This is a genomic window from Salmonella sp. 32120201201600049SM (assembly GCF_017572835.1).
Lineage (GTDB): Bacteria > Pseudomonadota > Gammaproteobacteria > Enterobacterales > Enterobacteriaceae > Salmonella > Salmonella enterica.
Genome location: NZ_JAGESA010000006.1, coordinates 117,988 through 138,604 on the forward strand (window position 1 = coordinate 117,988; position 20,617 = coordinate 138,604).

Below are 20,617 nucleotides of genomic sequence, written 5' to 3' on the forward strand. Positions count from 1 at the left end.
CCCCCTTAAATGCGGGGGGCAGAATAGCAGAAATTTACCGGGCTCTCACGCGGCAGGCGTTCAGGCGGCATCGCCTTTGCTCATTGGCGCCAGCGCGGCGGGCAAACTTCTCCCCAGTTCCTGCACCAGTGAATCGCCACTGATTTCGCTAATGGATTTCGCGCCGGTCAGGGTCATGGCGACTTTCATCTCTTTCTCGATCAGGTCCAGCAGGTTGGCGACACCCGCTTTTCCTGCCGTCGCCAGCGCGTAGAGATAGGCCCGACCCAGCAGTACGGTATCGGCCCCCAGCGCAATCATACGCACGACATCCAGCCCGTTACGAATCCCGCTGTCCGCCAGAATGGCGATATCGCCTTTCACCGCATCGGCAATGGCGGGCAGGGCGCGGGCGGAAGAGAGCACGCCATCGAGCTGGCGGCCGCCGTGATTCGACACCACGATACCGTCAGCGCCGAAACGTACCGCATCGCGGGCATCTTCTGGATCGAGGATCCCTTTGATCACCATTGGGCCGTCCCAGAATTCGCGTATCCACTCCAGATCTTTCCAGGAAATGGACGGATCGAAGTTATTTGCCAGCCAGCCGATATAGTCCTCAAGGCCGGTCGGTTTACCCAGATAGGCGGAAATATTGCCTAAATCATGCGGGCGACCGTTCAGGCCGACATCCCACGCCCATTTAGGGTGCATCACCGCCTGCCAGTAACGGCGCATGGCCGCGTTTGGGCCGCTCATCCCGGAGTGGGCGTCACGGTAGCGCGCGCCCGGCGTTGGCATATCCACGGTAAAGACCAGCGTGGAGCAGCCCGCCGCTTTTGCACGTTCAAGCGCGTTGCGCATAAAGCCCCGGTCACGCAGCACATAAAGCTGGAACCACATCGGGCGCTTAATGGTTGGTGCAACTTCTTCTATCGGACAGACGGAGACGGTGGAAAGGGTGAACGGAATGCCCTTTGCGTCTGCGGCGGCGGCGGCCTGTACTTCGCCGCGACGGGCGTACATGCCGCACAGGCCTACCGGCGCTAATGCCACCGGCATCGACAACGTTTCGTTAAACAGGATCGTTTCCAGGCTTAAATCGGACATATTTTTCAGCACGCGCTGGCGCAGAGCGACTTGCGACAGGTCTTCCACATTTCGGCGCAGGGTATATTCCGCATACGCGCCGCCGTCGATGTAGTGGAAGAGGAAAGGAGGCAACGTGCGCTGAGCTGCGGCGCGATAATCGCTGGCTGCTGAAATAATCATGATTTATTCTCCCTGGTCATCTCATTATGGTCGCCGGGCAGGCGGGTAATACGCGCCTGGCGGGCCTGGTCTTCATCAAATCGTTTAATCGTGGTGTGGACAAAACTGAGGTGCGCCATCATCGCTTTACGCGCGCCCTCGGCGTTACCGTCCAGAATGGCGTCCATCACCGCCTGGTGTTGTTCCGTCAGCTTTGAGAATACGGGCGGAACGAGATACATACGCTGGCGACTCTGTTTGACGGAGGATTGCAGGACGTCGAAGAAACCGCGCATGGTTTGCAACAGCACCACATTGTGCGAGGCTTCCGCGATCGCCAGATGAAAGCGCACGTCGGCCTGGGAGGCGAGATCCGGGTCTTCGCTGAGCGTCGCATCAAAGCAGAGTCTGATTTTCTCTTTGTCGGCAGCGGTGGCACGCATGGCGGCGTGCCAGGCCGTACTGGCTTCAATGGCGTGGCGGGCCTCCAGAATGTCGAAACTGTAGTCCGGATCGTTCGCCATCAGCATTTTCAGCGGTTGCACGATATTCTGTTCAGACCAGGTTTCGTGCTGCCAGCGGACAAATGTCCCGCCGCCGCGACGACTCACCAGCACGCCTTCGCTGACCAGCTTCGCCAGCGCTTCGCGTAAAGAGTTGCGTGATACGCCAAGCTGTAGAGCCAACTGGCGCTCGGCGGGCAATTTCATGCCCGCTTCCAGGTTTTGTTCTTCAATCAGCGCCCGCACGCGAGAGGCAATCTCGTCTGACAGGCGTTTTGGTATCACAATCACGGAATCATCCAGGTTAAAACATAGGCCTGAAGCGTAGTGATCACGCCCACCATACAGGTGAAGATCAGGCTGTGTTTGACAGTAAAACGGAACAGATCGGACTCTTTCCCTACCAGCCCCACCGCCGCGCAGGCGATGGCGATAGACTGCGGCGAGATCATCTTCCCGGTTACGCCTCCAGTGGTGTTCGCCGCCACCATCAGTACATCAGAGACGCCGATTTGCTGCGCCGCGGTAGCCTGTAGAGAGGCAAACAGCGCGTTAGATGAGGTATCCGAGCCGGTCAGGAATACCCCCAGCCAGCCGAGGAACGGCGAGAAGAACGTGAAGGCGCTGCCGGTGTGCGCCAGCGCTAACGCCAGCGTGGAAGAAAGCCCGGAATAGTTCGAGATAAACGCGAACGCCAGCACCATGCCGATGGAGTAAATCGGCAACGCCAGCTCTTTCAGCGTGCTGCCAAAGGTCTGGATTGCGGCTGAGGGTTTCATTTTCAGCCAGACGATAGACAACAGCGCGGCAAACAGGATCGCCGTGCCGGTGGCGGAGAACCAGTCAAATTTATACACCGCCGCGTAAGCGGTCGCTTCGTGTACAACCGGCGGCATACGGGCGACCAGTTTATCGAGATACGGTACCGGAACGTTAATTACCCAGTCATACAGCGCGCCGCCGGGGGCAAACAGCGCTTTGAACGGCGGTATGCTCCAGAGAGTGACCGTGGCGGTCAGGAACAGAAACGGCGACCAGGCGCGAACGATTTGCCCTGTCGTATAGCGGGTACGGGCCAGCGTCTGATCGACCTGTGACGCGCCCATATCGCCGAAGCGGAAGATGCGCACCGGCTGCCAACGTTTGAGGAACAGCGTCAGGCACACCAGAGACACCAGCGAAGAGATAATGTCCGGCAGTTCCGGCCCGATAAAGTTGGAGCTGAGATACTGGGCGATAGCAAACGAACCGCCAGAGACCATCACCGCAGGCCAGGTTTCTTTCACGCCGCGCCAGCCGTCCATAATCGCCATAATCCAGAACAGCACGATAATGGTCAGGAATGGCAACTGGCGGCCTACCATCTGACCGATTTCAAAGCTGTCCAGGCCCGTGACCTGTCCGGCAACCAGAATCGGGATCCCCATCGCGCCAAAGGCGACAGGCGCGGTGTTTACAATCAGGCACAGCCCTGCCGCATACAGCGGATTAAAGCCCAGACCCACCAGCAGCGCGGCGGTTATCGCCACCGGCGCGCCGAAACCCGCCGCGCCTTCAAGAAACGCGCCGAAGCAGAAGCCGACAATCAGCATTTGCAGACGTTGATCGGGGGTAATCGACAGAATTGACGAGCGAATAATGTCAAACTGCCCGGTCTTGACCGAAATTTTATAGACGAAGACCGCGGCGATGATTATCCAGGCAATCGGCCATAGCCCGTAGAAGAAGCCATACACGACCGATGCCAGCGCGTGATCGACCGGCATTTTATAGAACAGCAGCGCGACGGCGAGCGCGATAACCACCGTCCACGAAGCGGCAACGTAGCCTTTCAGCTTGAGTTTAATCAGGGCGAAAAAGAAGAACAGGATTGGGAGCGATGCGATCAGGCTGGAAAGCCAGATATTACCCGCCGGGTCATAGTTTTGTTGCCAGAGGTTCATTGCAGGTCTCCTGAGAACCACACGCATAATGGGATGAATCTTTGCTCATCTCGTTGGGGTCACATTATGTGTAAAAGTGGTCCTGCCAATATTGTTGTGTATGGATAATGACAACAAATAGTTAACCAGATGTTATTTATTGGCAACGGTATTGTAGAGTTAATTTAGTGAAATGTGAGTAGGCTGTGGTAACGGGCTAAAATTGGTAGGGCCAATTGAGGGGAGAGGACAGCAAAGGGAAGTGAAAAGGCAATGGCATTATGCCATTGCCTTTGATGTCGGGAGTGTTGTTACTTCATTACCACTGGAAGCCCGCGCCAATGGCCGCAGAGTAATCGCCCTGGCTGTTGCTGGTTCCTTGCAATTTATACACCCAGCCCCCGCTTTCACTTACCATGGAGACACCAATGGCGACGGCACTTTCACCATTAAACGTACCGCCAGCAATCGAGGTCATGTTGGCGCCCGGGGCGTAGGCTTGTGGCAGACCGGCCATCGCCATCGCTGAAGCGATACCGCCGCTCATCTTGTTTTCTACACCTTTGATTTTGCTGTTCATTTCACCCATTTTCTGGTCGGTATAGGTGTTTGCTTCTTCGACGCTGCGTTTCAATTGCGCATAGTTAACCGCATCCGTATCATTCACCGCCGCTGAAACATTGCCGATCCGAGTGGTACCGCCACTCCCGTCTCCCAGGTTGAGCACGCTATAGTTAACCGAGCCATCTGCATTGGTTTCATAACGCACGGAGCCTGCTTCTGAGGCTTTCAGTTGCGCCACATTAACCGCGTCAGTGTTGTTCACCCCTGCGGCAACGTTGGTAATACGGCGTTGTTGAGTAGAAGAGCCGACAGACACAGTATTAGCTTCATCTGCGACTGAATTTGTGCCTAACGCTACGCTGTTTTCAGCGGCAGCAATAGAGCCAGAGCCAATCGCGACGCTGTCCGCACCCTGGGCATTTGCATCTACGCCATCGGTGTTGGTCTTGAAGTACTTGGTGCTACCGGTAGTGACGATATCGCCAATGCCGTTTTCGATATTGGTGACGCGGGTATCCAGATTCGATACCTGAGTATTCAGGTTAGTAATGCTCTGGGTATTCCTGGAAACCTGCGCGTCCGTTACTTTCAATTGACTCACGTTAACGGCATCGGTATCTGCCGAACCCGCCGCGACGTTAGTGATCTGACGTTGACCGTCTTCACTGCCGACAGAGAACTCACCGACAGAGTTCTGCGGTGTGTCCATGTTGTAGGCGGTGTAGTCAGTCTGTGCGCCGCGAGTGGTCTGAGAACCATTACCCATTGCAATACTGTTTGCATGGTTGGCGCGTGCGTTAGAACCGATAGCAATCCCGTTGATGGCATCAGCCATCACCAGTGTATTCAGACCAATACCAATACCTGCATCAGCATTGACGATAGTCTTCGCACCCATTGCCAGTGAGTCAGTTCCGACAGCCAGTGAATCTTCTTCCGTTGAGTTTGCGTGGTAGTACTTGGTCGGTGTAGTAGTGACCGCACCAATGGCATTTTGTAACTGACGAACTGTTACCGCATCTTGCGCTTCAGAGCCGTCAGCAACGTTGGTAATTTGACGATAGCTTTCTCCATCCGTCCCCAATGACAACGCGCCCAGCAACTCTCTGTCTGTTGTATTGTAGCCAATGACGACGCCATCGCTTGTTACGCTCGTTTCTCGTATACCGGTTGTAATAGCGCGGTTAGAGGTGGAGCCACTGCCCAAAGCGATACTGCCATCAATGCTGCTGCTGCTGTTTTGGCCAAGAGCCAGACTGCCAGCGCCAGAGGCGACGGCGTCGTAACCTACTGCCGTTGCGCCGTTACCCGTTGCGTATGCATCCTGGCCTTCAAGCCCGTTATCATTCGTACGGATGTATTTCACGCCGGTACCATTTTCCGTGATATAGGTTTCGCTGGTATCGCCGGCTAGTTGGCTAATAGATTCATTATACTGAGAAATCAGCATGTTAGTTTCATAAAGCTGAGAGCCATTAACAGCGTCAGTACTGTCACTGGCGATTTCACCTGCTGCTACATTGGTTATCTTATTGGTACCGCTGGTACCGTGGCTGGCGCTGAACGCGCCTTCTTCGTCATCCCAGCTCAGTGCATCGGTACCAAGATTGGTGATGGACGTATTGATATCCGCGATAGCAGAGGTGTTTTGATCCACCTTCTGGTTGGTTTCATACAACTGTGAGCCGTTTACCGCGTCTGTACTGTCCTCAGAAAGCGCCCCGGCGGCGACATTGGTTATTTTACTGGTGCTTCCACCGTGGTTTGCGCTGAAAGCGCCGATGTCTTCGTCCCATAACAGAGCGTTATCAGTGAGGCCGGTAATGGACGTATTAATGTCGGAGACAGAAGTATTCAGGTTCTCAATCGCGGTGCTGTTCTGAGTGATGTTAGTGGTATTGGCGGCGATATCGGTCGTGTTCTGATCCACTTTTTCATTGGTTTCGAACAGCTGCGATCCGTTAACGGCGTCGGTACTTTCTTCAGACAGCTCTCCGGCAGCAACGTTGGTGATTTTGTTTGTCGTACTACTTCCGTGGCTGGCAGAGAACGAACTCGTTGTCTCATTCCAGCTCAGGTTGTCAGAGCTAAGATTGGTGATGGACGTATTAATATCTGCGATAGCAGAGGTGTTTTGATCCACCCTCTGGTTGGTTTCATACAACTGGGAGCCGTTTACCGCGTCTGTACTGTCCGCGGCCAGGGTGCCCGCCGCCAGATTGGTGATCTTGCTGGCGCTTCCGCTACGGCTGGCGCTGAATGTGCCAGAGGCTGCATCCCATAACAGGGCATCATCGGTGAGCGTGGTGACGGAATTGCTCAGGTTGTTGATGCTGGTGGTGTTGGTGGCGATATCAGTGGTGTTCTGATTGATGCTGGTTGTATTGGCAGCGATATCCGTGGTGTTCTGAGACACATTTTCGTTGGTGGCAAACAGCTGAGAGCCGTTAACGGCATCGGTGCTGTCCGCAGCCAGGGTACCCGCCGCCAGGTTGGTGATTTTACTGTCGCTTCCGTTGTGCTTAGCGCTGAATGCGCCAGAGGCTGCATCCCAAAGCAGGGCATCATCGGTGAGCGTGGTGACGGAGTCGCTCAGACTGTTGATATTGGTGGTGTTGGTGGCGATATCAGTGGTGTTCTGATTGATGCTGGTGGTGTTGGCAGCGATGTCAGTGGTGTTCTGCGACACATTTTCGTTGGTGGCAAACAACTGAGAGCCGTTAACGGCGTCGGTGCTGTCAGCAGCCAGGGTACCCGCCGCCAGATTGGTGATTTTACTGTCGCTTCCGTTGTGCTTAGCGCTGAATGCGCCAGAGGCTGCATCCCAAAGCAGGGCATCATCGGTGAGCGTGGTGACGGAGTCGCTCAGGCTGTTGATATTGGTGGTGTTGGTGGCGATATCAGTAGTGTTCTGATTGATGCTGGTCGTATTGGCGGCGATATCGGTTGTGTTCTGGTTAATGCTGTCGGTATTAGCGGTAATATCGGCAGTGTTTTGGTTGATGCTGTCGGTATTGGTGGCGATATCAGCAGTGTTCTGATCCACTTTCTCATTTGTATCAAACAACTGAGAGCCGTTAACGGCATCGGTGCTGTCCGCAGCCAGGGTACCCGCCGCCAGATTGGTGATTTTGCTGGCGTTTCCCGTGTGGCTAGCGCTAAAGGCGCTGATGCTTTCATCCCACAACAGCGCGTCTTCGGCTAATCCTGCGACAGAGGCCTCTGTGTTAGTGATAGAAGTGTTAAGTGCGCTTAATGCACTGCCTACGTTATTGTAGATGCCTGTGCCTACCTCGTAGAGGGGCGCATTCACTGTACCATCAGAATTAACGGAAGCCCCTCCGCCGAGTCGGTCGGCGACGGATTGACTTAAAGAATAAATTTGCGCACCTGTAACGGCATCGGTACTGGTGGAATTGATGTCGCCTTTAGCAACGTAGGTGATCTGCCGCTGAGTGGTGCTGTTACCCACGGCGACGGAATTGTCTTCCTGGGCGATAGAGCCCGAGCCAAGGGCAACTGAGTTGGTGCCTACCGCTTTTGCGCCATTACCAAAAGCAGCGCTGTCGTCGCCGCTCGCAGTAGCTTGATAACCTAATGCAGAGGAAGTTGCTCCGCTCGCGACAGATCTATAACCTAATGCAACCGATTTTGCGCCGCTCGAATTGGCATACACACCCATTGCCATTGAATAACTTCCACTGGCTGAGGATGAGGCGCCCATTGCAATGGCCCGGTCACCGGCAGAAACCGATTTTACGCCAAGCGCTAACGAAGAGTCGCCGGTGGACTGGCTGTAGGAACCAATGGCGGTACTCCATTTCCCCATCGCGGAGGCTTTATAACCCATTGCGGCGCTTGCGCCATCAACGTTGGTGTAAGTATTGGCTGTGGCATCGGTACCAATTGCAATCCACCCTTTTCCTCCAGTCTGGGTACCCGTTGGAGTAACGCCGTCGCCTGTATCGTTTCCTGCGTTGGCCAGTGCATCCGCAGAAACCATAATGCTGCTAAGACCGATGAGTGCGGAAACTGCCAGCTTTCTGCGGCCGCTTTTTTTGCCGCGGCTTTTTGCGGTTTCGCTGGTGACAACAAATGTTCCCGTAGCGGCATTCCAGAGGACTTTAAATATTCTGTTCATGAGTAAGTGCTTTCCTTTTCTAAAATAATTGTATCAATGGCTATTATTTTTTTGGCTTCTTTTTCGTATCATTAATAGGTTGTATGCTGTCGAATATGACATTCTCCATGTTAATACCTATTTTTAGATACTTAAGATTATTGGGCGATACGCCTTTTAATGTTAGCGTGACGTTTGTCCATGCTCCCGGTAAGAGTTCGATTGTCGAGTCCATTTTCGTGTTGAGCAGGAGTTGTTTCCAGCGAGGCAGATCTTTTGCCTCGGAAGGTTTTTTCGTACCCCATGTCATATTAAACGCAAGGTTTGATACCGGAATGCTGAGTAAGTTAACTAAATCAAGATGAATAACACTTCCATTATCTATTGGCTCAATAGATAGAATACGCCCGGCTAATCCGATATTGCCGTTGTTAATAATAAAATAGTGCGTTTGTGATGGATCCAGTTCTGTATAGTCGAATAGCCGTTGTTTGCGTTCAACGCGGCCAACGACTTCGGTGACCTTTTTGGTTGTGTTGATAATCGTAGCTTGTTGTTTTTCTAACAGATTTATCTTTGCTTCTTGTTCTTTTTGTTGTTTTTCTAACAGGTTTATCTTTGTTTCTTGTTCTTTTTGTTGTTCTTTCATTTCTTCAACAAGGTGTTTATCTGCGAAGTAATCACAACCAGATAAAAAGAATGTGAATCCCAACGCAAGCAGGGGGATAAATTTTCCATTTTTGTGCATATGAAATATCCTTGTTAATAATTTATATAATATAAATAGTTAACCTGTTATTTATACAACTAGCTCATCATTCAGCGAGTATTGCCAATAACTCATTAACGTATGGTTAGAATGAAAACATTCGTCGCTTCTATAGAAGCGCGCAAAAACCCGACGTTATTTATCAATTGCTCATAGCAATGCTTTATAAAAATATAATTATAATGTTTATGTATGGGGATTTTTTTCAGGGATGATAATGTTATTTAATTTTGCGGGTCAATCATATTCTGCGGGGTATAAGAAAAGGGGATGAAAAAAATTCATTGTATAAATACAAACAGGCATGATAGTGGAATTTTTCATCCTGAAAAAGCAGGGACTACCGTTAAAAATGAACTTGTATATAAGCGGTGTAAATACTTCCATGAAAAATTCGGAATATAGCCCGATGCTCTCAAGACACCCTCCGTACAACGGGTGTCCTGAGAGCCTGGGATGCGGAAGGTTTAGAACTCGCTCTTCGCGAAGCCTGTCATCTCTTTGAGCCCCATTTCCCGGCCCAGCGCCGTCATCGGGTGGACCACGATCAGGCCGCGTACGCTTTTTTTGAGTTTGCCCATATCGGCCTGCTCTTTTTTAGTGATCGCGCGGCGAAACGGCAGGTTCATCAGCTTCTGCGCTTCTTTACTCAGTTTCTGGCTGTGTACTTCGCGCAGACGGATAATTTCTGCTTCCAGCGTCTCTTTTTCTTTTTCCAGCTCCGCGTATTTATCGGCGGATTCAACCAGAGAGAGACCTGCCTGCTGGTGGCGAATAGCGTCAAGACGATCGCTCAGGCGTTTAATTTCGTTTTTTTCAACTTCTTTCATGGGATAGCTTCTGATAGAAATGGGATAGATACCTTATAGTATGCGCGCAGTGAGTGATTCTTCACAACTCATGACGTAAAGATAATCAATTACGGCAAGTATTACACTGCTCATTATTTAATTATCTCGTTGAGAATAAAATCCTTTTTGTCGAAAGAAAAGATGAAGCGCCCTTTTGTCGGCAAGAAAAGCGATTAAGCACATTTTCCTCAATGACAACGCTAAATTGATCCTAAACTCAAATAAGCGACCGCGGGAGTCAGACGCGGGTCCCACATGGAGGATCTATCATGGCAAAAATAGGTGAGAACGTACCACTTCTTATTGATAAAGCCGTCGATTTTATGGCGTCCAGCCAGGCGTTCCGTGAATACCTGAATAAAACGCCGCCGCGTGATTATGTTCCTTCCGAGGTGCCGTCGGAGAGCGCGCCCATTTATTTGCAGCGTCTGGAATATTACCGGCGGCTGTACCGACCAAAAGAAGAAGAAAGAGGTTAACGGCGGGATTTACTTTTGAAAGGCCTTTTTTAAGCTGATTTTAGAAATCAGCTCGGTCAGAGAGAGGACCATCGTCGAACGCACCGCCTGCTGGTAGCGCTGAATTTGCATGGCGTATAGCGCCGCGTCGGACGTATCAAAATGCGGCGGCGGCGGTAGCGCCATGACGCAGTGCAGTTCGCCAAACGGCCCGAGGATTTCATCGTCGGTAAAGGCGTACTCATTGCCATCGTGATTCAGCTCTTCGCGCAGCGCCATTAACAGCTCCGCATCTTCATATTCGGTGCGGCTGAGTACGCCCAGGCCATAGATAAGTTTCAGACGTACCGAAAGATCGCCCAGCGGCCCGTCGCCGTCCAGCAACGGTTCCACAGCGTATTTCACGGCATAGTCGTCTTTGCGAAACACCTGGAGCACCAGAATGTTCACCGCCTCGGTCAATAACTCGACGGCGGTAATCAGGAAGCTCCGTACGGTTTTGCCAGCATTCAGACGCTCAAGCACACGATTTTCAAAGGCCTGGGTTTGTTCCATTATTGCCTGCATATCTGACAATCTGTTATTTGGGCGCAGGCTAACCTGCGCCGGGTTCTGCGTCATTTGGTCGCGTTATATGCGTTAACCGCCTCCGCCACCACATCGCTATTGGCATCCAGCCCGGAAATTTGCGCCAGCGCGGCCTGCGGGCCTTTTTCGGTAATCAGAGCCGCCAACTCCTGCGCCTGCGGATCTTCATCGCTACGGAAATGCATCGCCGCCGCGATCCCTTTCACCAGATTCACATGCGGCAGACCATATTCCAGGGTGCCAAGCAGCGGTTTGATCAGACGGTCGCCCGCGCTGAGTTTGCGTAGCGGCTGACGACCTACGCGTTCGACGTCATCTTTCAGATACGGGTTTTCAAAACGACCGAGGATTTTCTGAATGTATGCCGCATGTTTGTCGGCATCAAAACCGTAGCGTTTGATCAGCACCGCGCCGCTTTCTTCCATCGCGCCTTTCACCACCGCGCGAATACTCTCATCGAGAATAGCGTCGCGAATGGTCTGATGACCGGCTAATTTGCCGAGGTACGCGGTTATAGCATGACCCGTGTTCAGCGTGAAGAGTTTACGTTCGACAAATGCCATCAGGTTATCCGTTAACTCCATCCCCGGAATGGTCGGCAATGCGCCTTTAAACTGGGTTTTATCGACGATCCACTCGCTGAAGGTTTCTACCGTCACTTCCAGCGGGTCATGGGTCGCAGAAGCAGATGGCGGCACGATGCGGTCAACGGCGGAATCGACAAAACCGACGTGCTGTTCAACCCAGGCTTTATCGCCATCTGCCAGCGCATTCATTACGTGGCCTTTCAGCTGCGTGGTGCCGCGCACCATATTTTCGCAGGCGATGATATTCAGCGGGGCATCCACGCCCTGCGCCTTACGTTTTACCAGCCCTTTAGCGATAGCCGGAGCGATACGCTCAAGCACCACCGGGCCCACGGCAGTGGTGATTAAATCAACGTGGGCAATCAGGTCGACAACATCATCGCCGATGCTGCTGACAGCGTTGACGCCGGAAACGGTATCCACCTGCTCATTTTCACCCACAACATGAACCTGATAGCTATGACGGGCATTCAGGGCATCGAGTACGACCTGGTTTACATCCGCAAACGTCAGTTGTATCCCCGCGTCAGCCAGCAATTTGCCGATAAAGCCACGACCGATATTACCTGCGCCAAAATGTAATGCTTTCATAGTATTAACCTTCATTAATGTTTTTACCCGAGAGGGCTGGGGTGAGGCTTTTCCCTCAACCTAACCCTCTCCACAAGGGAGAGGATATCGCCTTCATATTTCGAACTGCAGATGCGTTGGCTCTCCTCGCTCACCCCAGTCACGTACTTATGTACGCTCCTGGGGATTCACTGCGTTGCCGCCTTCCTGCAGCTCGAACTATTTTGGGGATACTTAACTGTTAAGCTTTTTTACCTGCCAGCAGTTCCAGCACTTCATCCACGCTGGTGGTGTGCGCCAGACGTTCGATCACGGATTCATCATCCAGCGCGTTGGTCAGGCTGGTGATGACCTGGATGTGCTCATTGTTACGTGCGGCGATACCAATGACCAGACGGGCAATATCGTCTTCTTCTTCACCGAAGCGTACGCCTTCCGGATACTGGCAGAACACCACGCCGGTTTTCAGCACGCGGTCTTTCGCTTCTACCGTACCGTGCGGAACTGCGATGGATTCACCGAGGTAAGTCGGTGTCAGCTTTTCGCGGTCCAGCATCGCCTCGACGTATTCCGGCTCAACATAGCCGCCTTTCACCAGTTGTTCACCGGCAAAGCGAATCGCCTCTTCTTTGTTAGCGGCTTTACGGCCCAGGAAGATATTCTCCGCACCCAGTTTGAACAGGTTGTTATCACCCTCCTCAAAGCTGTCTTTCAGATGGTCGCGTACTTTCTCTTCATTAGTATTGTGGCGCTGTGCAGCAACCAGACGTTCGGTCAGGCTGGTGTACAGGCCGCTATCCAGGAAGTTGGTTAGCGAAATATGCTGCGCCTGCGGTACCTGACGCATCGCGCGCTCGGTAAGGTCACGGTGAGTAATGACCAGATCCACATCCGGCGGCAGATTGTTAATGGCGCTGTTGGTGACGGAGATCTGGCTCAGGCCCGCATCCTGTACTTTCTTACGCAGTACCCCTGCGCCCATCGCGCTGGAACCCATACCGGCATCGCAAGCCACGATGATTTTACGCACATGGCTCAGGTCGTTGGTCACGTCGCCAGCCGCCAGCGGAGAGGCGCCTTTAGATTCCGCTTTCATGTCATGCATACGACGGGTGGCCGCCTCAATGTCATCTTCTTCTTTCACTTTGCTGGTTTTCAGCAGAATTGCAGAAACCACGAAGGAGACCGCCATTGCCGCCACGATGGCAGCGATGTTAGCGAAGTAAGCGCCTTTTGGCGTCATCGCCAGTACGGCCAGAATGGAGCCAGGAGAAGCCGGAGAAACCAGACCGCCGTTCAGGATGGTCAGGGTGAATACGCCGGTCATACCGCCGAGAATCACCGCCAGAATCAGGCGTGGGTTCATCAGCACGTACGGGAAGTAGATCTCATGGATACCGCCCAGGAAGTGGATAATTGCCGCGCCGCCCGCAGACTGTTTAGCGCTGCCGCGACCGAAGAACATGTACGCCAGCAGGACGCCCATCCCTGGCCCCGGGTTAGCTTCAATCAGGAAGAAGATGGATTTACCCATCTCATGGGACTGCTGGATACCCAGTGGTGAGAAGATGCCGTGGTTAATCGCGTTATTGAGGAACAGGATTTTCGCCGGTTCAACAAAAATGGACGCCAGCGGCAGCATATCGTGCGCCACCATGAAGTTAACGCCCGCCGCCAGAATTTTGGACAGGACTTCAACCGCCGGACCAATACCGAGGAACGCCAGGATGGCGAGGATCATACCGATGATGCCAGCGGAGAAGTTGTTCACCAGCATCTCAAAACCGGATTTGATCTTACCGTCTACCCAACTGTCGAATTTCTTAATGCAGTAGCCGCCTAATGGACCGGCGATCATCGAGCCGAGGAACATCGGCATATCCGCGCCGACAATAACGCCCATGGTAGTGATAGCGCCCACTACGCCGCCGCGTTCGCCGCCAACCAGACGACCGCCGGTATAACCGATGAGCAGCGGCAGCAGGTAGGTGATCATCGGACCAACCAGTTTCGCCAGCGTTTCGTTAGGCAACCACCCTGTTGGAATAAATAATGCGGTGATAATACCCCACGCGATAAACGCGCCGATATTAGGCATCACCATATTGCTGAGGAATCGACCAAAGCTTTGCACTTTGATCTTAATATCGGATGACATAAAAACACCCCTTCTTATGTTGCTGTCGCGCAGGCTGAAAGCCCGAGGTTTGTTAATGTAGCGGCAGAGGTAGCCGGACCCTGTAGTGTAGATACTGCGCAATCTGGCACTGAATCGTTCAACTGTCCAGTCGACGGTCTTTTATGTGATATTCGTCACGTAAATATAGGGTGTATGGCGTTAGTTAATGTGATTTTAATCACAAAATAACGGTACAAAAAAACATCACAGTGCAATAATTCGCTGCAAATGAGGATTAAATGTGAACTGATTCACATTTTTGGTTTTGCTGTTTGTTGAATTTTTGTGATGTGGATCGCAAATTATTTTCATCTGGATTTGAGCAGATGTGATCTGCGGCAGGTTCTACCCCCGACATTTTTTATTGCAAAACAAAGCAACTTCTCACCAGAAAAAATATTTATTTTGTGGTATGGCGAAAACCCCAAACTGCAGTTATGTTCAAAACATCAGCCAGGGTGCATACGGCTGCCGGCATAAAAAACTCTAATTAGCGTGAATTCGAGGCAGGCATGTTTCTAAATTATTTCGCGTTGGGCGTGCTGATCTTCGTTTTTCTGGTTCTGTTTTACGGAATCATCGCCATTCACGATATTCCCTATAACATGGCTAAAAAACGTAACCATCCCCATGCCGATGCCATCCATACTGCGGGATGGGTGAGCCTGTTCACTCTTCATGTTATTTGGCCGTTCCTGTGGATCTGGGCCACGCTCTACCAGCCTGAAAAGGGATGGGGAATGCAGTCACACATCACACCGACCGGAAAGGAGTCAGACCCTGAGATTGCCGCGCTGGCAGCGCGAATCACCCAGTTGGAAAAAAGACTGGATGGGGAGAAAAAAAACGATAACTCCACCTTTCCGGAGATTTAATCATGGATTTGTTGATAGTCCTGACCTATGTGGCCTTTGCCTGGGCCATCTTTAAAATATTCCGTATTCCGGTAAACCAATGGACGCTTGCTACCGCTGCATTAGGTGGGGTGTTCATTGTTGCGGGATTGATTTTATTAATGAACTATAACCACCCGTATACTTTTACGGCGCAAAAAGCGGTTATTTCAATTCCGGTCACTCCGCAAGTCACGGGAATTGTTAGTGAGGTAACAGATAAAAATAATCAGCTAATTAAAAAAGGTGATGTGCTGTTTAAGCTCGATCCGGTACGGTATCAGGCGCGTGTCGACAGGCTGCAGGCTGATCTGGTTACCGCTACGCACAACATCGACAACCTGAAAGCACAGTTGTCGGAAGCGGTCGCCAATACCACCCGTGTATCTGCTGAACGTGACCGTCTGTATAAAGATTATCAACGCTATTTGAAAGGCAGTCAGGCGAAGGTTAACCCGTTCTCTGAAAGCGATATCGATAACGCTCGGCAAAACTATCTGGCACAGGATGCGCTGGTCAAAGGCTCGGTTGCAGAACAGACGCAGATTCAGAGCCAATTAGACAGTATGGTCAACGGTGAGCAATCTCAGGTTGCGTCCCTACGTGCCCAGCTTGCCGAGGCTAAATACAATCTTGAACAGACGGTAGTTCGTGCCCCTAGCAACGGTTATGCCACGCAGATTTTAATTCGTCCGGGGACTTACGCAGCAGCATTACCTTTGCGTCCGGTAATGGTGTTTATTCCTGAACAAAAACGGCAAATCGTGGCGCAATTCCGCCAGAACTCGCTGCTGCGCCTTAAACCAGGCGATGAAGCGGAAGTGGTGTTTAACGCGCTGCCTGGTCAGATTTTCACCGGCAAGCTGACCAGTATTCTTCCTGTCGTTCCGGGTGGTTCTTATCAGGCGCAGGGCGCATTACAGTCCTTAACGGTGGTGCCGGGTACCGATGGCGTGCTGGCCACGATTGAGCTGGATCCGAATGCCGATGTGGATGCGCTGCCGGACGGTATCTATGCCCAGGTCGCAGTCTATTCCGACCATTTCGCCCACGTGTCGGTAATGCGTAAAGTACTGCTGCGCATGACCAGTTGGATGCATTACCTTTATTTGGATCATTGAGACCGTCATCACCTGCCATTTTCAGTGACCTGAGCCATACTAAGCGGTGCCCCACTATCATTGGGCACCGCTTTTTTGTTGGCAAAAAGGACCCGGCATGAAACTCATTGGCAGCTATACCAGCCCTTTTGTGCGTAAAATTTCGATTCTGTTACTGGAAAAGGGCATCACCTTCGAATTTGTGAATGAACTTCCCTACAACGCGGATAGCGGGGTGGCGCGCTATAACCCGTTAGGTAAAGTACCCGCGTTGGTCACCGATGCGGGCGAGTATTGGTTCGATTCGCCGATCATCGCGGAATATATTGAACTGCTGGATATCGCGCCAGCGATGCTCCCGCGTGACCCGATGGCAGCGCTTAAAGTTCGCCAGCTTGAAGCGTTGGCTGACGGCATTATGGATGCAGCGTTGGTTTCTGTACGCGAACAGGCGCGTCCGGCGGCGCAACAATCGGAAACGGAACTGCTGCGCCAGCGGGAAAAAATCAACCGCAGCCTGGATATGCTCGAAAGTTATCTGAGCGACGGGACGCTAAAAACGGATACGGTCAATCTGGCGACTATCGCGATTGCCTGTGCGGTAGGCTATCTCAACTTCCGCCGGGTCGCGCCTGGCTGGTGTGTTAGCCGCCCCCACCTGGTCAAACTGGTCGAAACGCTTTTTCAACGCGAAAGCTTTGCCCGCACCGAAGCGCCAAAGGCTTGACGCGCATTATGTCCGCCTGAGCAAACTCACGTTACAATCCCCCTTATGTCGATATCCCTCTCCCGCCAGGAGAGGGCCACCAACAGCCAGGCATTTTCATGACAAGCGAAACGCGTACACTCTACAGCCAGCTTCCTGCTATCGATCGCTTATTGCACGATAGCGCTTTTCTTTCTCTGCGCGATCGGTATGGCCATACCCAGGTGGTTGATCTGCTTAGGCGGATGCTTGACGACGCGCGCGACGTCATCCGGAATACGCAGACGCTTCCCGACTGGTACGCAGACTGGGCGCAAGAGGCGAAACTCCGGCTGGAAAATGCGGCGCAAAGCGCGCTGCGCCCGGTGATTAACCTGACGGGGACAGTGCTGCACACCAATCTTGGCCGCGCATTGCAGGCGCAAGAAGCGATTGAGGCGGTAACTCAGGCGATGCGCGCGCCGGTGACGCTGGAATACGATTTGGATGGCGCCGGGCGGGGGCATCGCGACCGGGCGCTGGCGACGCTGTTATGCCGAATCACCGGGGCGGAGGACGCCTGTATCGTCAATAACAATGCGGCGGCGGTATTGCTGATGTTGGCGGCGACCGCCAGCGGCAAAGAGGTGGTAGTTTCGCGTGGCGAGCTGGTCGAAATCGGCGGCGCGTTTCGTATTCCGGATGTTATGCGCCAGGCGGGCTGTACGCTGCATGAAGTGGGCACCACCAACCGGACGCACGCGAAAGATTACCGTCAGGCGGTAAATGAAAATACCGGGCTGTTGATGAAGGTGCATACCAGTAATTACAGCATTGAGGGCTTTACCAAAACGGTAGAGGAAGCGGAACTGGCGGAAATCGGGCGAGAGCTGGATATTCCGGTGGTGGCGGATCTGGGCAGCGGTTCGCTGGTGGATTTAAGTCAATATGGCTTACCCAAAGAGCCGATGCCGCAGCAGCTCATTGCCGCAGGCGTCAGCCTGGTAAGCTTCTCCGGCGATAAGTTGCTGGGCGGGCCGCAGGCCGGGATTATCGTCGGCAAAAAAGCGATGATTGCCCAACTGCAAAGCCATCCGCTGAAACGCGCTCTGCGCGCTGATAAAATGACGCTGGCGGCGCTGGAGGCAACGTTACGTCTGTATCTGCACCCGGAAGCGTTGGCGGAGAAATTACCCACCCTGCGTCTATTAACTCGCAGTGAAGCGTCGATTCGCGAACAAGCGCAGCGGTTACAGGCGCGGCTGGCGGCACGTTACGGCGATGAATTTGCGCTGGAGGTTAAACCCTGCCTGTCGCAAATCGGCAGCGGTTCATTACCAGTAGACCGCCTTCCCAGCGCCGCCATGACCTTTACCCCGCACGACGGGCGCGGTAGTCGGCTGGAGGCACTGGCGGCCCGCTGGCGCACGCTGCCTGTACCGGTCATTGGCCGAATTTATGATGGCCGTTTATGGCTGGATATGCGCTGTCTTGAAGACGAAAGCCGGTTTATGGAGATGATGCTGAAATGATTATTGCAACTGCCGGACACGTAGACCACGGTAAAACGACGTTGCTCCAGGCGATTACCGGAGTCAATGCCGATCGCCTGCCGGAAGAGAAAAAACGCGGGATGACTATCGATCTGGGTTACGCCTATTGGCCGCAGCCGGATGGTCGTGTGCTGGGCTTTATTGATGTGCCTGGACATGAAAAATTCCTCTCTAACATGCTGGCGGGCGTAGGCGGTATTGATCACGCTTTGCTGGTGGTCGCCTGTGATGACGGCGTCATGGCGCAAACGCGCGAGCATTTACAGATCCTGCAACTGACGGGCAATCTCCAGCTCACCGTCGCGCTGACCAAAGCCGATCGCGTGGATGAGGCGCGTATCGGTGAAGTACGTGAAGAGGTACTGGCGGCGCTCGACAACTATGGCTTCGCCGATACCGTTGTATTTGTCACCGCCGCCAATGAAGGACGCGGTATTGCAGAACTTCGCGCTCATTTACAGCAGCTTCCTGCACGTTTGCACGCCGCGCAGCATCGTTTCCGTCTGGCTATCGACCGTGCGTTTACGGTGAAAGGGGCGGGACTGGTGGTGACCGGAACGGCGCTGAGCGGAGAGGTAAACGTGGGCGATACGCTATGGTTGACCGGCGTTAATACGCCGATGCGCGTACGAAGTCTACACGCGCAAAATCAGCCCACCGACCATGCGTATGCCGGGCAACGTATTGCGCTCAATATTGCGGGCGATGCGGAGAAGGAGCAGCTTAACCGCGGCGACTGGCTGCTTTCGGATGCGCCGGTGGGGGAGGCTTTTTCCCGGGTGATCGTTTCTCTGGCGCTTCATGCGCCGCTTTCCCAATGGCAGCCGCTACATATTCACCATGCCGCCAGCCATGTGACCGGTCGCGTCTCTTTGCTGGAAGGCGGGCTGGCCGAGCTGATCTTTGATACGCCGTTGTGGCTGGCCGATAATGACAGACTGGTGCTGCGTGATATTTCCGCACGTGCCACCCTTGCCGGCGCACGCGTGGTGACGCTTAAGGCGCCGCGTCGCGGTAAACGTAAGCCAGATTATTTGCACTGGCTTTCAACGCTTGCCGCCGCGCAGGACGATAGCGCGGCGTTGGCCATTCATCTGGAACGCGGCGCCGTCAACCTGCCGGATTTCGGTTGGGCGCGTCAGCTTAATCCTCTCGGTATGCGTCAGCTTATTGAGCAACATGGTTTTATCCAAGCCGGAGACAATCTGTTAAGCGCGCCCGTCGCCGCCCGCTGGCAGCGTAAGATTCTTGATACGCTGGCGACCTACCACGAACAGCACCGCGATGAACCGGGGCCGGGACGCGAGCGTTTACGCCGCATGGCCCTGCCAATGGAGGATGAAGCGCTGGTCCTGATGCTGATCGAGCGGATGCGCGACGACGGCCTGATTCATAGCCATCACGGTTGGTTGCATCTGCCGGATCATAAAGCAGGATTTAGCGATGAGCAGCAGGCCGTCTGGCAAAAAGTCGAACCGCTATTTGGCGATGAGCCCTGGTGGGTACGCGATCTGGCGAAAGAGACCGGAACGGAAGAACAATTGATGCGGCTGGTGCTGCGGCAGGCGGCACAGCAAGGCATCATTACCGCGATCGTAAAAGATCGGTACTATCGTAACGAGCGGATTGTCGCTTTCGCCAATATGATCCGCGAGCTGGATCAAGAGAGAGGATCAACCTGTGCGGCGGATTTTCGCGACAGGCTGAATGTAGGGCGGAAGCTGGCCATTCAGATCCTTGAATATTTTGACCGGATTGGATTTACACGACGTCGTGGGAATGATCATTTATTACGTGATGCGTTATTATTTCCGCAAAAAGAATGAAATGGTTAAATTAAATAACAAATGAAGCAATACAATTATTGCGTTGCTTTTTATTTTTCTGGCTTCTTAAAATAGCCAGCGTGAGCCTATTATCAGAATAGTTTTGCCCATATTCTTTGCGCCTTAGTCAGGCGACTCACGATGAGATTGTGGAAATTTGATGTAACGCCTTTGCCCGGTGGCGCGGACGCTTACCGGGCCTGCGTAGACGATGCAGGC

At 53.0% G+C, this 20,617-nt stretch carries 15 protein-coding genes; 6 read left to right on the plus strand and 9 right to left on the minus strand.

The genetic code is table 11. The features are described 5' to 3' along the window. Positions 1-60 precede the first annotated feature (60 nt). The 6 genes from lldD to J4650_RS14530 form a co-directional block, all read right to left on the minus strand. Positions 61-1,251, minus strand: coding sequence for an FMN-dependent L-lactate dehydrogenase LldD (gene lldD, locus J4650_RS14505; RefSeq protein WP_023993473.1), 1,191 nt, complete (start codon positions 1,249-1,251; stop codon positions 61-63). Beyond that, a complete protein-coding gene (gene lldR / locus J4650_RS14510; protein WP_000635444.1) occupies positions 1,248-2,024 on the minus strand; it encodes a transcriptional regulator LldR in 777 nt (258 codons plus the stop codon). Before lldR ends, lldD begins: the two co-directional genes overlap by 4 nt. Beyond that, a complete protein-coding gene (lldP, locus tag J4650_RS14515; RefSeq protein ID WP_001055308.1) occupies positions 2,021-3,676 on the minus strand; it encodes an L-lactate permease in 1,656 nt (551 codons plus the stop codon). The genes lldR and lldP overlap by 4 nt, the downstream gene beginning before the upstream one ends. A 298-nt stretch (positions 3,677-3,974) precedes the next feature. Further along, positions 3,975-8,360 (minus strand): trimeric autotransporter adhesin SadA, encoded by a 4,386-nt coding sequence (gene sadA / locus J4650_RS14520; protein ID WP_023993474.1) that lies wholly within the window; start codon positions 8,358-8,360, stop codon positions 3,975-3,977. Positions 8,361-8,403: 43 nt separating this feature from the next. Next, positions 8,404-9,087 carry a DUF3251 domain-containing protein gene (locus J4650_RS14525; RefSeq protein ID WP_023993475.1) on the minus strand — a complete coding sequence of 228 codons (684 nt, stop codon included), beginning with the start codon at positions 9,085-9,087 and terminating at the stop codon, positions 8,404-8,406. Between the two features lie 488 nt (positions 9,088-9,575). Continuing rightward, positions 9,576-9,938, minus strand: coding sequence for a YibL family ribosome-associated protein (locus J4650_RS14530; protein WP_000665687.1), 363 nt, complete (start codon positions 9,936-9,938; stop codon positions 9,576-9,578). 290 nt (positions 9,939-10,228) lie between these two features. Here J4650_RS14530 and J4650_RS14535 point away from each other — a divergent pair, with 290 nt between their 5' ends. Then, entirely contained in the window at positions 10,229-10,438 is a 210-nt protein-coding gene (locus J4650_RS14535) for a hypothetical protein (RefSeq protein WP_001062558.1), read from the plus strand. 9 nt (positions 10,439-10,447) lie between these two features. Here the strand turns inward: J4650_RS14535 and mtlR are convergent, their stop codons facing one another. The 3 genes from mtlR to mtlA all read right to left on the minus strand — a co-directional run bounded on the left by mtlR (position 10,448) and on the right by mtlA (position 14,320). Next, a complete protein-coding gene (gene mtlR, locus J4650_RS14540) occupies positions 10,448-11,038 on the minus strand; it encodes a mannitol operon repressor MtlR (RefSeq protein WP_000193201.1) in 591 nt (196 codons plus the stop codon). Then, positions 11,035-12,183 (minus strand): mannitol-1-phosphate 5-dehydrogenase, encoded by a 1,149-nt coding sequence (mtlD, locus tag J4650_RS14545; RefSeq protein WP_000645383.1) that lies wholly within the window; start codon positions 12,181-12,183, stop codon positions 11,035-11,037. The genes mtlR and mtlD overlap by 4 nt, the downstream gene beginning before the upstream one ends. 220 nt (positions 12,184-12,403) lie before the next feature. After that, positions 12,404-14,320, minus strand: coding sequence for a PTS mannitol transporter subunit IICBA (mtlA, locus tag J4650_RS14550; protein WP_000093287.1), 1,917 nt, complete (start codon positions 14,318-14,320; stop codon positions 12,404-12,406). Between the two features lie 533 nt (positions 14,321-14,853). Between mtlA and J4650_RS14555 the strand changes: the two genes are divergently transcribed. From J4650_RS14555 to selB, 5 genes are all read left to right on the plus strand, one after another. Beyond that, positions 14,854-15,216, plus strand: coding sequence for a DUF3302 domain-containing protein (locus tag J4650_RS14555; protein ID WP_000479642.1), 363 nt, complete (start codon positions 14,854-14,856; stop codon positions 15,214-15,216). A 2-nt stretch (positions 15,217-15,218) separates the two neighbouring features. Beyond that, a complete protein-coding gene (locus J4650_RS14560; RefSeq protein ID WP_000364909.1) occupies positions 15,219-16,355 on the plus strand; it encodes an HlyD family secretion protein in 1,137 nt (378 codons plus the stop codon). A 97-nt stretch (positions 16,356-16,452) separates the two neighbouring features. Then, positions 16,453-17,061, plus strand: coding sequence for a glutathione S-transferase (locus J4650_RS14565; protein ID WP_000766677.1), 609 nt, complete (start codon positions 16,453-16,455; stop codon positions 17,059-17,061). A 98-nt stretch (positions 17,062-17,159) separates the two neighbouring features. Then, on the plus strand, positions 17,160-18,551 hold the full coding sequence (selA, locus tag J4650_RS14570; protein ID WP_000200188.1) for an L-seryl-tRNA(Sec) selenium transferase: 1,392 nt from the start codon (positions 17,160-17,162) through the stop codon (positions 18,549-18,551). Further along, positions 18,548-20,398 carry a selenocysteine-specific translation elongation factor gene (gene selB / locus J4650_RS14575; protein ID WP_023993476.1) on the plus strand — a complete coding sequence of 617 codons (1,851 nt, stop codon included), beginning with the start codon at positions 18,548-18,550 and terminating at the stop codon, positions 20,396-20,398. Before selA ends, selB begins: the two co-directional genes overlap by 4 nt. Positions 20,399-20,617: the final 219 nt, after the last annotated feature.

Coding starts and splice junctions, on each gene's coding strand:
- lldD (WP_023993473.1), bottom strand. CDS start 1,251: ATGATTATTTCAGCAGCCAGCGATTATCGCGCCGCAGCTCAGCGCACG.
- lldP (WP_001055308.1), bottom strand. CDS start 3,676: ATGAACCTCTGGCAACAAAACTATGACCCGGCGGGTAATATCTGGCTT.
- sadA (WP_023993474.1), bottom strand. CDS start 8,360: ATGAACAGAATATTTAAAGTCCTCTGGAATGCCGCTACGGGAACATTT.
- J4650_RS14525 (WP_023993475.1), bottom strand. CDS start 9,087: ATGCACAAAAATGGAAAATTTATCCCCCTGCTTGCGTTGGGATTCACA.
- J4650_RS14530 (WP_000665687.1), bottom strand. CDS start 9,938: ATGAAAGAAGTTGAAAAAAACGAAATTAAACGCCTGAGCGATCGTCTT.
- J4650_RS14535 (WP_001062558.1), top strand. CDS start 10,229: ATGGCAAAAATAGGTGAGAACGTACCACTTCTTATTGATAAAGCCGTC.
- mtlR (WP_000193201.1), bottom strand. CDS start 11,038: ATGACGCAGAACCCGGCGCAGGTTAGCCTGCGCCCAAATAACAGATTG.
- mtlD (WP_000645383.1), bottom strand. CDS start 12,183: ATGAAAGCATTACATTTTGGCGCAGGTAATATCGGTCGTGGCTTTATC.
- mtlA (WP_000093287.1), bottom strand. CDS start 14,320: ATGTCATCCGATATTAAGATCAAAGTGCAAAGCTTTGGTCGATTCCTC.
- J4650_RS14555 (WP_000479642.1), top strand. CDS start 14,854: ATGTTTCTAAATTATTTCGCGTTGGGCGTGCTGATCTTCGTTTTTCTG.
- J4650_RS14560 (WP_000364909.1), top strand. CDS start 15,219: ATGGATTTGTTGATAGTCCTGACCTATGTGGCCTTTGCCTGGGCCATC.
- J4650_RS14565 (WP_000766677.1), top strand. CDS start 16,453: ATGAAACTCATTGGCAGCTATACCAGCCCTTTTGTGCGTAAAATTTCG.
- selA (WP_000200188.1), top strand. CDS start 17,160: ATGACAAGCGAAACGCGTACACTCTACAGCCAGCTTCCTGCTATCGAT.
- selB (WP_023993476.1), top strand. CDS start 18,548: ATGATTATTGCAACTGCCGGACACGTAGACCACGGTAAAACGACGTTG.